We start from the raw sequence: 12,966 nt of genomic DNA, 5'->3' as shown, positions 1-12,966 counted from the left end.
TGAATTTTTCACCGCCGGTTCAGGCCTTTCGGATCCACCGGATCAACGGCTCGCCGGTCGGCGCCGGCGTCCGCTCCGGTCCCACGTACGCGAACCCGCACTTCGCGGCGACAGACGCCGACACGACGTTGCTCTCCTCGTGCCGGTAACTGATCTCCTGCAGCCCGAGCCCGCCGAAGCCGTAGCGCAGAGCCGCGCTCAGCGCCGTGCTCGCCACGCCCTTGCCCCGCTCCGTGGGATGCGTCCAGACGGAGGCCTCGGCGGTGTCGAACGTCAGGTCCAGATCCCGCAACCCGACCTCCCCGAGCAGCCGTCCGGTCGTCGGCTCCGCGACCGCCCACGAGCACCGCTCGTCGCACGACCACTGCGCTGTGCGCAGCGCTATGTACTCGGTCGCTTCGTCGAGCGTCCGCAGCCGGTAGTTCAGCACGTACCGCTTGTGCTCCGGATCGGCGAACGCCTCCAACAGCGCGGCCCGGTCGTCGAGGTGCCGGTCCGCCCGCAGCTGGCGCAGGTAGTACGCGCCCGCGTTGATCTCCACGGGTTCCACGTCACGAGCGTAACCAGAGCCGGGCCCTCAGCGCTCCCAGATGACGGGTGCGCCACCCTCGTCGAGCGGCCCGTTGGACACGATTCCGCCGATCGTGCCGTCGTCGCCGACGGAGTGGACGTCGCCGCTGCGGTAGCCGTCGGGCAGGGGCAACTTGCCGAGTGGCGTGGTGTCCTGCCAGGCGAACGGCGCGCCGGCGTTCGGCGTCGTCAGATTGGGCAGCTGACCGGCGCTCAGCCCGGTGCTGTTGACGAACCGGGCCTGGTCACCCTGGGGCAGCGGTTCGGGGCGGTCCGGGGCGGTCCACCTGAACGCCTGGCTCGGCGGCGGGCCGTCCGGGTTTGCGAACCCGACCACCACGCCGTCGCGGATGGCGAGCCCGAACGCCGAGGAGTAACCGGCCGGAAGGGTCAGCGGCCTGCTCACCCCGTTCTTCCACAGGTGGTCCGAAAACAGCACGGTGCCGTCCTCGTCGAGGTCGCGTGCGTCGGCCCACTCGCCGGTGTGCGGGACGATGACCAGGCCTTGCCCGAGAACGGGCCACAGCGCGACGGCGTCCTTGGCCGGGTCGTCGGCGAAGAGCAGCGCCAGCACGTCGCCGCGGTCGTTGAGCGCGGTGGCCTGGCTGCCGACGTAGCTCCCAGGCGCCGGCAGGAGGTGGAAACCGTTGCCGTCCAAGAGGAATCCGCGGCTGAGGCCGGTGTCGTAGTCGACCGCGTCGCCGAGGACGACTCCGGAGCTGTTCTCGTCGACCACCCTCGCGAACTCGTAACCCGCCGGAAGCCCGCGCACGGTGGGCTGCCCGTTGGTCCACGTCACGACCTGTGAGGTGCCGTCGATGGCGAACTCGCCGGCGAAGCCGCCGTGGCCATCGGTGCCCATGAGGAAGCCGGTCGCGTCCTCGTGCCCCTTCGGCAGGGGCAGCGAGGTCGCGTGCCAGGTGTCCGCGCTCGCCGGCACCGCCCCCAGGCCGGTCACGACGACAGCGGCCGCGGCGACCGCCAGTGCTCTGAGCTTCATGTAGTTCCTCCCCTTTGTCGGAGAGTTCACGAAGCAGACGAACCGGACGTTGCCCGGCAAACGGGTGAAGGTCAGAGCAGCCCGCGCCGGTAAGCCTCGCCGACGGCGGCCGCACGGTCGTTCACGCCCAGCTTGGCGTAGACGTGCAGCAGATGCGTCTTGATGCTCGCCTCGCTGATGAACAGCTGGTTCCCCGCCGCGCGGTTGGTGGCGCCGGCGGCGACCAGCCGCAGGACGTCGAGCTCACGGGAGGTCAACGCGCCCGGCTTGGGGCGGCGCAGCGGCTCCATCAGGCGGGCAGCCACCGCGGGCGCGAGCACGGACTCGCCGCGGGCGGCAGCACGGACGGCGTGCTGCAGGTCGGCGACGGGGGCGCGTCCTTCAGCAGGTAACCGGTGGCGCCCGCCTCGATGGCGGGCAGGACGTCGGACTCGGAGTCGTACGTGGTGAGGACCAGCACGCGCACGGCGGGGTGCTCGGTGGCGAGCCGGCGGATCGCGCCGACGCCGTCGAGCTCGGGCATGCGCAGGTCCATGAGCACGACGTCGGGGTGGTGGCGCGCGACGAAGGCCAGCGCCTCGACGCCCGTGGCCGCCTCGCCGATCACCTCGATGTCGGGACAGCCATCGAACGCGCCGCGCAGGCCGTCACGGACGATCGGATGGTCGTCGGTGAGCAGGAGGCGGATCATCGGTCCGCCGGGATGGCCGGGAGCTGCACGTTGACCGCGGTGCCTTCGCCCGGTGCCGATTCGAGCGCGAACGTCCCCGCCACGCGCCGCACGCGCTGGCGCATCGCCTGCAGGCCGAAGCCGGTGCCGTCGCCACGCGCCGGTGACGCAGGGTCGAAGCCGGCGCCGTCGTCGCGGACGTCGAGGAGGACGACGTCGCCGGCGTAGGTGAGGGAGACGGCGATACGCGAAGCGCGCGCGTGTTTTTCGGCGTTGGCCAAGGCTTCCTGCGCCACGCGGTACAGCGTCACCTCCAGCTCCGGCAGCAGCGGCACGGGTTCGCCGGAGGTCTCGGCCGTCACCGCGACGCCCGAGGTGTCCCTGACGCGACGCGCCAGCTCCGCCAACGCTTCGGGCAACCGCGAGTCCGTGAGCGGCTCGGGCCGCAACGCCTGCACAGCGCGGCGGGCCTCCGTGAGGCTGTCCTTGGCGAGCGTGTGGACCTGGGTGAGGTGGCGCTGCCGCGACTCCGCGGACGACGCCCGGTCCGCGGCCTGCAGCTGCGTGACGATGCCGGTCAGGCCCTGCGCGAGCGTGTCGTGGATTTCGCGCGCCATGCGCTGGCGTTCGTCGTGCACGCCGGCCTCGCGTGCCTGCGTGAGCAGCTGCGCGTGGAGCCCGGCGTTCTCCTCGAGCGCGGTTTCGAGCCGCGCGTTGGCCTCGGCGAGGGCCGCGTTGGCGCGTCGCCGCTTGTCGTTCTCCGCGCCGACGAACCACGCGGCATACAGCATTGGCCCGACCACCGAGGCGACGAACACCCAGGCCGGCGTCGGCGTGTCCGTGCCCCAGATTCCCTTGGCCAGCAAGGGAACCACGGCCGTCGCGGTCACGGCGAAGATGCTCCAGCGGGCGGCGAACAACACGAACGCGATGGGGTAGCCGATCGACGCGAAGGCCGTATACGTGGTGTCGAGCGTCGTAAGGGCGGCCGCCCCGGTCAGCAGGCCGGCGAAGAACCCGACCGCGAGCCACGGGTGCTGCGCCCGTCGCGGGAACAAGGGCACGAGCAGCAGCAGCCACGCCGCCGACAGGCCCGCGACGACGAGCGTCACCGAACTGACGTGGTCACCCGCCGCCCAGATCGTGCACACGGCGAGCGCCACGATCCCGATCGCGGCGAACAGCGGCCCGGCCAGCCGCTCGCCGCGCGGGTGCACGGCACCCGGCACCACACCCATCATGGGCGCGATTCTCGCAGCTCGACGCGCACGCCGGGGTCCACCGTTCGACGCCGGCCTCCACCGATCGGTGGATCAGCGCCGGCGCCAGCCCGTGATCAGGAGGATCGCCAGGGGCAGCGCGAAGACGAGGATGAGCCGCCCGCGCGACAGCACGAACACCGCGATCGCCACCACCACCGCGATCGGCACGGCGAACCGCAGGGCGAAGCGCATCAACGCACTGTCGCCGGCTGGACTCGGAGCGGGCACGGCGGTGGCCCCGGGCCGCGAAATGGCCAGCAGCGCGCTCGGCCGGGGTGAGGGCAGGTCGTCGAACAGCGGTTCCAGGTCGCTGACCCGCTTGGCGGCCGTGACCTTGGCCGAACGGGTGCCGTATTCGTCGACGTCCAGGCGGCCGGTGCGGACGTGCTCGGAAAGCACGTCGAGGGCGTCCTGGCGTTCTTCGTCGCTCAACCGCATGTCGGACACGGGGGTGCGCCTCACCAGCGGTCGCGTCGGCGACGGAACTCGTCGCGCATCTCGTCGCGCATCTCGCGACGGGCTTCGCGGTGGTCGATGCGGTGCTCGCGGTGGCGGTCCCGGTGGTCGTGGTGGTGGTTGCCGCCGTGGCCCCACAGTGCTCGGCCGATGATGCTGAGCGCGATCGGCGCGATGACCAGCGGCCACGCGGGCAGCGTGCTCGTCGCGATAAGCGCGATGGTCGCGATCCACACCAGCGGTACCAGCGCGGCCACCACTCGCTGGCCACCGTTCCACCCGTCCGGCCGGGCTACCGCCGTCTGCGGAGCAGGGGCGGGAACCGGAGGCGCGCCGGGAACGGGCGCCACAGGCTCCGCACCGCCGTAGACCGGGTGCGGAGCAGGGAGGTCGCCGAACAGCCCCGCCAGCTCACCCCGCGTCTTGGCTGCGGTGATGCGCGCCGAGCGCTCGCCGTACTCGTCGATGTCGATCCGCCCCGCGCTCATGTGCTCACCGAGCGCATTCAGCGCGGATTCCCGTTCCTGGTCGCTGATCCGCAGTTGCGGAGACGGAACCTCTGTCACATCGACGATGGTATGCCGCCACGGGCCCGGGAACCCACGACATTCGGCACAACTTCAGTCCTTGAGCTCCAGAAGTTGCGTGCCCTGGGTCACGGCGGCGCCGACCTCGACCGAAAGCCCCGTGACGGTGCCCGCTTTGTGCGCCGTGACCGGGTTTTCCATCTTCATCGCCTCGAGGACCACGATCAGCTCGCCCGCCTCGACGTGCTGGCCTTCCTCCACCGCGATCTTCACGATCGTGCCCTGCATCGGCGCCGTGACGGCGTCGCCACTCACCGCGGCCTTCGCGCCGCCCGAGCGCTTGCGCGGCTTGGCCTTCGTGGCCGCCGCCCCGCCGCCCGCGCCTTCGAGCGCGAAGCCGCCCGGCAGCGACACCTCGAGCCGCCGGCCGCCGACCTCGACCACCACGTTCTGCCGCGGTGCCTCTTCCTCGGCCTCGGCATCAGGTGCGACGAACGGCTCGATCTTGTTGTCGAACTCGGTTTCGATCCAGCGCGTGTGCACGGAGAAACCGTTCTCGTCGCCGATGAACGCCGGGTCGTCCACGATCACGCGGTCGAAGGGCAGCACGGTCGCCATGCCCTCCACCACGAACTCGGCCAGCGCGCGCCGGCTGCGCTCGAGCGCGTTGTTGCGGTCGGAACCGGTGACGATCAGCTTCGCGAGCATCGAGTCGAACTGGCCGCCGATCACGCTGCCGGACTCCACTCCGGAGTCGACGCGCACGCCGGGGCCGTTGGGCGAAATGAACTTCGTGACCGTGCCCGGCGCCGGCAGGAAACCGCGGCCGGCGTCCTCGCCGTTGATGCGGAACTCGATGGAGTGCCCACGCGGCTCGGGGTCTTCGGTGATGCGCAGCTTCTCGCCGCGCGCGATGCGGAACATCTCGCGCACGAGGTCGAGGCCCGTCGTCTCCTCGGACACGGGGTGCTCCACCTGCAGGCGGGTGTTCACCTCGAGGAAGGAGATGGTGCCGTCGGTGGCCACGAGGTATTCGACGGTGCCGGCGCCGTAGTAGCCGGCTTCCTTGCAGATCGCCTTGGCCGATTCGTGGATGCGCCGACGCTGGTCGTCGGACAGGAACGGCGCGGGCGCCTCTTCGACAAGCTTTTGGTGGCGGCGCTGCAGCGAGCAGTCGCGCGTGCCGACGACGATCGCGGTGCCGTGCTGGTCGGCCAGTACCTGCGCCTCGACGTGGCGCGGCTTGTCGAGATAGCGCTCCACGAAACACTCGCCGCGGCCGAACGCGGCCACCGCCTCGCGCGTCGCGGACTCGAACAGCTCGGGGATTTCCTCACGCGTACGGGCGACCTTGAGGCCGCGCCCGCCGCCGCCGAACGCCGCCTTGATCGCCACGGGCAGGCCGTGCTCGTCGGCGAACGCGATGATCTCGTCCGCGTTCTTCACCGGCTCCTTGGTGCCGGGCACGAGCGGCGCGCCGGCGCGCGTCGCGATGTGCCGCGCGGTCACCTTGTCGCCGAGGTCGCGAATGGACTGTGGGCTCGGGCCGATCCACGTGAGCCCGGCATCCAGTACGGCCTGGGCGAAATCGGCGTTCTCCGACAGGAACCCGTATCCCGGGTGGACGGAGTCGGCGCCGGAACGCTTGGCCACGTCGAGGAGTTTGTCGATGGAGAGGTAGCTCTCGGCGGCGGTCGTGCCGCCCAGCGCGAACGCTTCGTCGGCCAGGCGCACGTGGGGTGCGTCGCGGTCGGGATCGGCGTACACGGCCACACTTTCGAGACCCGCGTCCTTCGCCGCCCTGATCACGCGGACCGCGATCTCACCGCGGTTGGCGACGAGAATCTTGGTCACCGGACCACCCGTGCTCGCGACGTCCTGCTCGGTCACCCGGTACCTCCCGTGAGCTCCACTGCCTGGTGTCCCGGAGTCTACGGACCGCACTACCCACTGGGATGAGAGCTGGACCACCCGGTGGTTTCGTTATACCCGCGCGGTGTGCCGCAGCTCGACCGGGAGTTCGGAGTCGAGCACGATCACGTCGTAGGGGTTGACCTGGTGGATCTTCGGCAAGTGCTCGGTGTTGATCATGATCCACGGCTGGTGCTCGCCGCAGCAGTCGATCAGCCGGTCGAGCGCGGTGAACGCGACCAGGGCCACGCGGCCATCGGGGGTGCGGCGCAGCTCGATGTTGGCACCGGTGCCGCCGTCGGTGGTCCCGGAGACCGGGCCGGTCGGCAGGTACAGCGCCGGGGGGAGATTGGGGTTCGTCACCGGAACAACATAGACGGCCACCGTCTGCAAGGTCGCCTACAGTCTCGGATATGCGGATCTCGCCGACCCGGACCCCGCGGTCCGCGCTGCTCACGGCGGTGCTCGCCGCCGTGGTGACGGTGGCGGCGCTGGTGGTCGTCGTCGTGCTGCGCCCGAAACCCGACGGCGCGCCCGGCGTTCCGCCCGTGAGCTTGGAGCCGGCGGCGCCCACCGCGGCGACCTGCGGCAGCGGCGCGTGCCGCCAGCTGGCCGCGATGACCGTGGGCGGTACCCCGGTCGTGCTGCTCTCCGACGCGTCCGGCGGCTGGGGGCGCGTGCAAGTGGGGCCGCAGCCCGGCACGGAGTTCGAGCTCGCGATCACCACGATGGGGGCGAAGCTCACCGCGGAGTCGTTGCGCTGCATCGCGGGGGAGACGTCGGCGTGCCTCGTGACCGGCGACGTCGGCGGGGGCGACGGCGCGGGCGGCGCGTTCGGCGAGCTGCTCGTCGGCTCGGGCGGGGTGTGGCGCGACTTCGGGAAGCCCTACTTCGCCGATGCCGGCACGCTTTCGCTCTTCGACGTCGACACCGACGGCCGGCCCGACGTGATCGTCGTGCGGCACGAGTGTCCGGATGCGACACCGGGCACGCCCAAGTGCCAGGCCGCGCCGGTGCTCGCCGAGGTCTACCAGCTCAACGGTATGGAGCTCGGCTGTACCAAGAAGGTGGCGTCGCCGTCGGATCTGAGGGGGTGGCCGCAGGTTGAGGTGCGGGCCTCGGAGCTGCGGCCGTGTGCGGACGGCGGCTGAGTTCGGCTGGTGCTGTTGCCCAGCCGCCGTCACGTCGGATCAGGCTGCTTGGTCAGGCGATTTGGTCAGGCGATTTGGTCAAGCACTGACCGGCTCGGCCTGGACCTTGGGGGCCGGGGTGTCGCGCACCGTGTCGTCGAGCAGGCCTTCGGCGCGGGCGACGATGGTCGGGACCACGATCTGACCGGCGACGTTGGTGGCCGTGCGCATCATGTCAATGATCGGGTTCACGGAGTAGATGAGCGCGATGCCCAGCGCCACCTGCTTGGCGTCGAGGCCGATGAACGCGGTGGTGAGCGTGAGTGCGGTGAGCCAGCCCGTGGTGCCCGCGGTGGCGAGCGCGCCGAGCACGGCGACCACCACGATGCCCACGTACTGCCCGATGCTCAGCTGCACGCCCGAAAGGTTGGCGATGAAGATGGTGCCGATGGCGGGGAAAACGGCGGCGCAACCGTCCATTTTGGTCGCACTGGCGAGCGGGGTGGCGAAGGCGGCGTAGGACGGTTCGACACCCAGGTTCACCGCGGCCTGGCGGGTGAGCGGCAGCGTCGCGGCGGAGGACTGCGAGGCGAACGCGAACTGGATCGCCGTGCCGGCCTTGGCGAAGAACGTCGCCGGGCTGATCTTGGCGACGAACTTCAGCAGGATCGGGTAGACGACGAACAGCACCAGCAGGCAGCCGACGTAGACCGCGGCCGTGGTGGAGAGCAGCGGGCGGAAGAGGGCGTCGCCGTAGTTGGACACGGCGGCGCCGATCAGGCCGGCGATGCCGAGCGGGGCCAGGCGCACGATCCAGCCGAGGTAGCGCTGGATGATCTCGAAGACGCTCGTGGTGAAGTCGACGAACGGCTTGGCCTTGTCGCCCAGGCTGTAGGCCGCGGCGCCGATCAGCACGGCGAGGAAGAGCACCTGCAGGGTGTTGCCGTCGGTGAAGGCAGAGAAGAAGTTCTGGGGGAGCAGCCCGTCGATGAAGGAGTCCCACGAACCCCAGCTGCTCACGCTCTTGGCGGCCTTGTCGGCGTTCTTCGCCGTGGCCGCGATGCCCGCGCCGAGGCCGCCGGCGCCGGGGTTGAACAGCTTGCCGATCGCGATGCCGATCAGCGAGGCGATGAACGACGTGATGGCGAACCACAGCACAGTCCGGCCGCCGAGCCGCGCGGCCGTGCGCCCGCCGCCGAGGCCGCGCAGGCTGGTGATGCCGACCACGATCGCCGTGAAGACCAGCGGGATCACCGCGATCTGCAACAGCGTCGTGAAGATTTCGCCGATTTCGTGGAGGACGTTGGTGAGCGTTGTGGCGCTCGTCGTCCGGGCGAGGACGCCGAGCGCCGCGCCCACGACGAGCGAGCCGATCACCGCGGCCGCGAAGACTCGAGGTTTGGTGTACGCGCGGAGGAAGGACACGAAGCCACCCCAGAGGTCGAAAGTTCCCGTTCAGGCCCGAACCGGGCCGAACATGAACTTTCTTCGATCACTCGGTGGAGTGAAAGTCTTCTCAGGATGTGGGAGGCGTCCAGAGATCCACGACACTCACGCCGACCTCGGTCAGCAGGCGGCGCACGAGCGGCAGGCTGAGCCCGATGACGCTCGACGGGTCACCCTCGATGCCCTCGACGAACCAGCCGCCGAGCCCGTCGAGCGTGAACGCGCCCGCCACCTGCAGCGGCTCGCCGGTGGCGATGTAGGCGTCGAGCTCCTCGGCGCTGGGCCGTCCGAAGTGGACGGTGGTGCGCTGCGTGCCGGCGGCTTCCTTGGTGCGGTGACCGTTCTCGACGCGGATGACGGCGTGGCCGGTCAGCAGTTCGCCGGAGTTGCCGGCCATCACCTCCCACCGCCGCCGCGCGACCTCCGGCGTGCCGGGCTTGCCGACCATCTCGCCGCCGATCGACAGCATCGAGTCGCACGCGACGATCACCGCGTCGGAGTGGATACCGGCCACCTCGGCGAACACGGCGTTGCCCTTCGCCGCGGCGAGCGCCATCACGAGCTCATCGGGCGCCGGATCGGTGAGCGCCGCCGCCACGGCGTCCTCATCGACGCCGGACACCACGACACTCGGCTCAAGCCCGGCGGCGCGCAACAACGCAAGACGGGCGGGGGACTGGGAAGCAAGTACGAGACGCACGGGTGAAAGCTACCGCGCGTAGCGAGCGTTGCCGAATTGTGACCTGCAACACCCGATCGTGGAGCTAGTTTGTTGTTGCTCGCAACATATCGACCTCAGCTCGTCTCGACGGTATCAAGGCAGATGCCGGGAAGGACCACGGTGCCGCATGACGGTCCGGGTGATGGAATCCACGCCGCCGACCAGGCTGCGCTCCGCGTGGTGGGCACGCCTGCGCGCGCCGAAACACCGCGACCCTGTTCGTGCTGGTGGTTCTGAGGCGCTGAAGAGCTCCCCGCCTGTGCGCGGGTGAGCTGTGCCGGTGACCGGCCGGTTGGCCCCAGCCGCACCTGACTGCTGACCCCTCGACGTTCTCTCCCGCGGTAAACGTGCCGCCCCTCGGCCCCGGCTCCCGCACCGGAGGCCGAGGGGCAGCACGTCTTTTCGGCCGTACTGGCCAAGTCCCGTGAGTGTGGGCTGGTTGGCGTCGGCGAGAACCGGCCCGTACGCTCGCTGGCCGGCGGCGGCCGAGGCCACGGAGGACGCGACCGGTCCGGCAGGCGGGGATAGGTCGGTGCGGCCTCGCGCCGCTAAGGTGATCCGGCTTGGTGGGTTGAGCCCGGCGCTCAGCCGGGTTTCGGCGCTGCGCATTGCTCTGCTGATCATGAATCTCGCTGCCACCCTCGACATCCGCGATGAAGATCTGTGTCTTGCACGTCCTCATGGCAGCGTCGAGCTGAGCCCACCGACCTGACAGCAGGGGGCGGCTACTCCAGCGAACGGCGTGCGGCCCGCGAGCCTTTGAGTCGTTCTCCAGCTGTGCTCTCCGCCATTAACTTGTGAGCCCTGGAGCCGGTGAGGACCGACCCGCACACTCACAGCCCAGCGGCTGCCGCCGTCTCGACGCAAACCGAATCCCGAGGCCTGATGGTGGCAGGTGTATCGGGCGGCTGACGCCGTTCGACACGCGATTACCGCTCCGCCGGCGCGGATGGGACGAGAGCCGCTCGAGTTGCGCCCTCGCCAAGCCTCGCGAGCGTCAGTTGAAGCCCGCGCTCACGAGGCTTGGCGTGCCTGCCGAGTCAGGCGGTGACCGGGGTTTCCGACGTGGTCGGGGTGGTGGCCGTCGGGGCGGGGCGGGGGGTCACGCGGCGCAGGAAGGCCGCCGAGAGGACGCCCAGGATGAGCACGGCGATCGGCAGGATCAGCGTGGCGCGGGCGGCGTCGGTGAGACCGTTGTGGACGGCTTCGGAGGCGAGGCGGCCCGCCTGGGCGGCGATGTCGGCGGGGAGGCCCGGGATGGGCGCGGCCGGGCCGGCGGAGGAACCGAACTCGCCGGTGGACGCGGCGGCGTGGGCGATTCCGTCGGCGAAGGGCTGGCGGTACTGCTCGGGCAGCTGCGCCGCGGCGGTGGTGGCCTCGTCGGCGATGGAGGCGCTGATGCGGGCCTGCAGGAGCACGCCGATGGCCGCGCTGCCGAGGACGCCGCCGACCTGGCGGGCGGTGTTGAAGATGCCCGACGCGGTACCGGCGAGCTGGGGCCGCACCGAGGCCATGGTCAGGTTGCTCATCGGCGAGAAGATGCAGCCGATGCCGAGACCGCAGACGAGCAGCGCCGGGATCAGCGCCCACGGGCTGGTGTCCGGGCGGGCCTGCGCGGCGATGATGCCGATGCCCAGCGCGAGCAGGGAAAGCCCGCCCATCACGAGGTACTTGCCGTTGATGCGGTCGGACGCGCGGCCCACGAACGGCGCGATGACGCCCGACAGCAGCGACATCGGCGCGGTCAGCACACCGGCGAGCGTGGGGCTCAGGCCGAGCACCGTCTGGATGTAGATGATCAGCGGCAGGAACATGCCGGTCATCGTGAAGCCGACCGTGGTGGCCGTGAGCGTGCCCGCGGAGAAGTTGCGGTTGCCGAACACGGCGAGCGGCACGAGCGGTTCGCGGCGGTTGTATTTCTGCCACAGCACGAACGCCACGAGCAGCACCACGCCGGCGCCGATGAACTCGAACACCGTGATGCCGGCGAAGACCGTACCCCAGTCGTACTGCTGGCCGTTCTGCACGCCGAACACCAGGCAGAACAGCCCGGCCGCCGACAGGAAGATGCCGATGAAGTCGAAGGCGTGCGCGTGTTTCGGCTGCCAGTCGGGCACGAGCAGCACCGTCAGCACGATGGCGATCACGCCGATCGGCACGTTGACGAAGAAGATCCACTCCCAGCCGAGGTGGTCGACCAGCACGCCGCCGAGCAGCGGGCCCGCGATCGTGGCCAGGCCGGCGACGCCGCCCCACGCGCCCATCGCCGGACCGCGCTTGGCGGGCGCGAACAGGTGCGTGATGAACGCCAGCGTCTGCGGCGTCATCAGCGCGGCGCCGAGGCCCTGCACGGCGCGCGCCGCGATGAGCATCTCGACACTGCCGGACAGGCCGCACCACAGCGACGCGCCCGTGAACACGACCAGGCCGGCGAGGAACACGCGCTTCGGCCCGAAGCGGTCGCCAAGGCGGCTGGTGAACAGCATCGGCACGGCGTAGGTCAGCAGGTAGACGCTGATCACCCACACCACGGAGTTCAAGCCGGTGTTGAGCTTGCTCAGCATGTTCGGCACGGCGATGGACACGATGGTGGTGTCCAGCAGGATCATGAAGAACCCCAGGCACAACGCGCTCAGCGCGGCCCAAGGGTTAGCTTGTCTTGCGTTCATGATTTTCCTTGGTGATGAGGCTGAGGGAGGGCTTCTCGTCCTGGAACCGGATGCGCCCTGAGGAAAGATCGGCCTGCAGGCGTTCGCACCACTCGAGCTCGAAAGCCCGGTGGGCGGCCGCGTAGCGGAAGTCGAGCCAGTAGATCTCGGGGACCGCGTTGTCCCGCACGTTCTCGAACATCACCTGGTCCGCCGCGACGCTCGCGCGCAGCAGTGTGAGGCGATGCTCCAGCTCGGCCAGCGACTTGTCCCGGCCGAGGTCGTCGATGACCGCCAGCCCGCTGAGGAACTCCGGGTACTCCTGGGCGACGTCGCCCAGCATTTCCCGAGCTCGCTGCTCGAACACGTCCTTGCCGGCCGCTGTCATCGCGTACACGGTCCGCTCAGGCCGCCGACCGTCGCGCTGGGTGTCGACGATCTCGACGAAACCGTTGTGCTGCAACCGTTCCACGGTGTGGTAGAGCGACCCGGCCTTCAGCTTCACGCGCTGGTCCACGTAGCGCTCGCGCATGAGCTGAGCCATCTCGTAGGGGTGCATCGGCTTCTCGTGGAGAAGCTCCAGCACGGCCACCCCCAGAGCGGTCAGCTTCGCCGCAACCATGGC

12 protein-coding genes and 1 pseudogene are annotated in these 12,966 nt (G+C 70.3%); 1 reads left to right on the top strand and 12 read right to left on the bottom strand.

Going from position 1 to position 12,966, the window contains the following annotated elements; genetic code table 11:
• Positions 1 to 19: 19 nt before the first annotated feature.
• The 8 genes and pseudogenes from AB0383_RS12775 to AB0383_RS12740 form a co-directional block, all read right to left on the bottom strand.
• Complete coding sequence (locus AB0383_RS12775) at positions 20 to 550, bottom strand: GNAT family N-acetyltransferase (protein ID WP_364181494.1); 531 nt, start codon at positions 548 to 550, stop codon at positions 20 to 22.
• A 27-nt stretch (positions 551 to 577) separates the two neighbouring features.
• On the bottom strand, positions 578 to 1,570 hold the full coding sequence (locus AB0383_RS12770; RefSeq protein ID WP_364181492.1) for a hypothetical protein: 993 nt from the start codon (positions 1,568 to 1,570) through the stop codon (positions 578 to 580).
• A 71-nt stretch (positions 1,571 to 1,641) separates the two neighbouring features.
• A pseudogene (locus AB0383_RS12765) lies at positions 1,642 to 2,261 on the bottom strand (response regulator transcription factor).
• The gene (locus tag AB0383_RS12760; protein WP_366187039.1) at positions 2,258 to 3,481 is read right to left on the bottom strand and encodes a sensor histidine kinase; all 1,224 of its coding nucleotides are present in this window, start codon (positions 3,479 to 3,481) and stop codon (positions 2,258 to 2,260) included. The pseudogene AB0383_RS12765 and the gene AB0383_RS12760 overlap by 4 nt, the downstream one beginning before the upstream one ends.
• Before the next feature lie 72 nt (positions 3,482 to 3,553).
• Complete coding sequence (locus tag AB0383_RS12755; protein WP_364181489.1) at positions 3,554 to 3,949, bottom strand: DUF1707 domain-containing protein; 396 nt, start codon at positions 3,947 to 3,949, stop codon at positions 3,554 to 3,556.
• A gap of 11 nt (positions 3,950 to 3,960) precedes the next feature.
• Positions 3,961 to 4,524, bottom strand: a complete 564-nt coding sequence (locus AB0383_RS12750) for a DUF1707 domain-containing protein (protein ID WP_366187037.1) — start codon at positions 4,522 to 4,524, stop codon at positions 3,961 to 3,963.
• 54 nt (positions 4,525 to 4,578) lie between these two features.
• The gene (locus tag AB0383_RS12745) at positions 4,579 to 6,375 is read right to left on the bottom strand and encodes an acetyl/propionyl/methylcrotonyl-CoA carboxylase subunit alpha (RefSeq protein WP_366187035.1); all 1,797 of its coding nucleotides are present in this window, start codon (positions 6,373 to 6,375) and stop codon (positions 4,579 to 4,581) included.
• Positions 6,376 to 6,468: 93 nt separating this feature from the next.
• The gene (locus AB0383_RS12740) at positions 6,469 to 6,759 is read right to left on the bottom strand and encodes an SAV_915 family protein (protein ID WP_285970436.1); all 291 of its coding nucleotides are present in this window, start codon (positions 6,757 to 6,759) and stop codon (positions 6,469 to 6,471) included.
• A 50-nt stretch (positions 6,760 to 6,809) separates the two neighbouring features.
• Here AB0383_RS12740 and AB0383_RS12735 point away from each other — a divergent pair, with 50 nt between their 5' ends.
• Positions 6,810 to 7,547 (top strand): hypothetical protein, encoded by a 738-nt coding sequence (locus tag AB0383_RS12735; protein ID WP_364181482.1) that lies wholly within the window; start codon positions 6,810 to 6,812, stop codon positions 7,545 to 7,547.
• 78 nt (positions 7,548 to 7,625) lie between these two features.
• Here AB0383_RS12735 and AB0383_RS12730 read toward each other — a convergent pair whose 3' ends face one another.
• The 4 genes from AB0383_RS12730 to AB0383_RS12715 all read right to left on the bottom strand — a co-directional run bounded on the left by AB0383_RS12730 (position 7,626) and on the right by AB0383_RS12715 (position 12,963).
• Positions 7,626 to 8,951 (bottom strand): dicarboxylate/amino acid:cation symporter, encoded by a 1,326-nt coding sequence (locus AB0383_RS12730; protein WP_366187033.1) that lies wholly within the window; start codon positions 8,949 to 8,951, stop codon positions 7,626 to 7,628.
• Positions 8,952 to 9,042: 91 nt separating this feature from the next.
• Entirely contained in the window at positions 9,043 to 9,672 is a 630-nt protein-coding gene (locus AB0383_RS12725; protein WP_364181477.1) for a nucleoside triphosphate pyrophosphatase, read from the bottom strand.
• Positions 9,673 to 10,733: 1,061 nt separating this feature from the next.
• Positions 10,734 to 12,362 (bottom strand): DHA2 family efflux MFS transporter permease subunit, encoded by a 1,629-nt coding sequence (locus AB0383_RS12720; RefSeq protein ID WP_366187032.1) that lies wholly within the window; start codon positions 12,360 to 12,362, stop codon positions 10,734 to 10,736.
• Positions 12,343 to 12,963 carry a helix-turn-helix transcriptional regulator gene (locus AB0383_RS12715; protein WP_364181468.1) on the bottom strand — a complete coding sequence of 207 codons (621 nt, stop codon included), beginning with the start codon at positions 12,961 to 12,963 and terminating at the stop codon, positions 12,343 to 12,345. The genes AB0383_RS12720 and AB0383_RS12715 overlap by 20 nt, the downstream gene beginning before the upstream one ends.
• Between the last annotated feature and the right edge of the window lie 3 nt (positions 12,964 to 12,966).

It is taken from the genome of Amycolatopsis sp. NPDC051373, from assembly GCF_040689465.1.
In the GTDB taxonomy this organism is placed as follows: domain Bacteria; phylum Actinomycetota; class Actinomycetes; order Mycobacteriales; family Pseudonocardiaceae; genus Amycolatopsis.
Note: the sequence above shows the minus strand (reverse complement) of the source record. Positions and strands in the feature narration are given on the sequence as shown.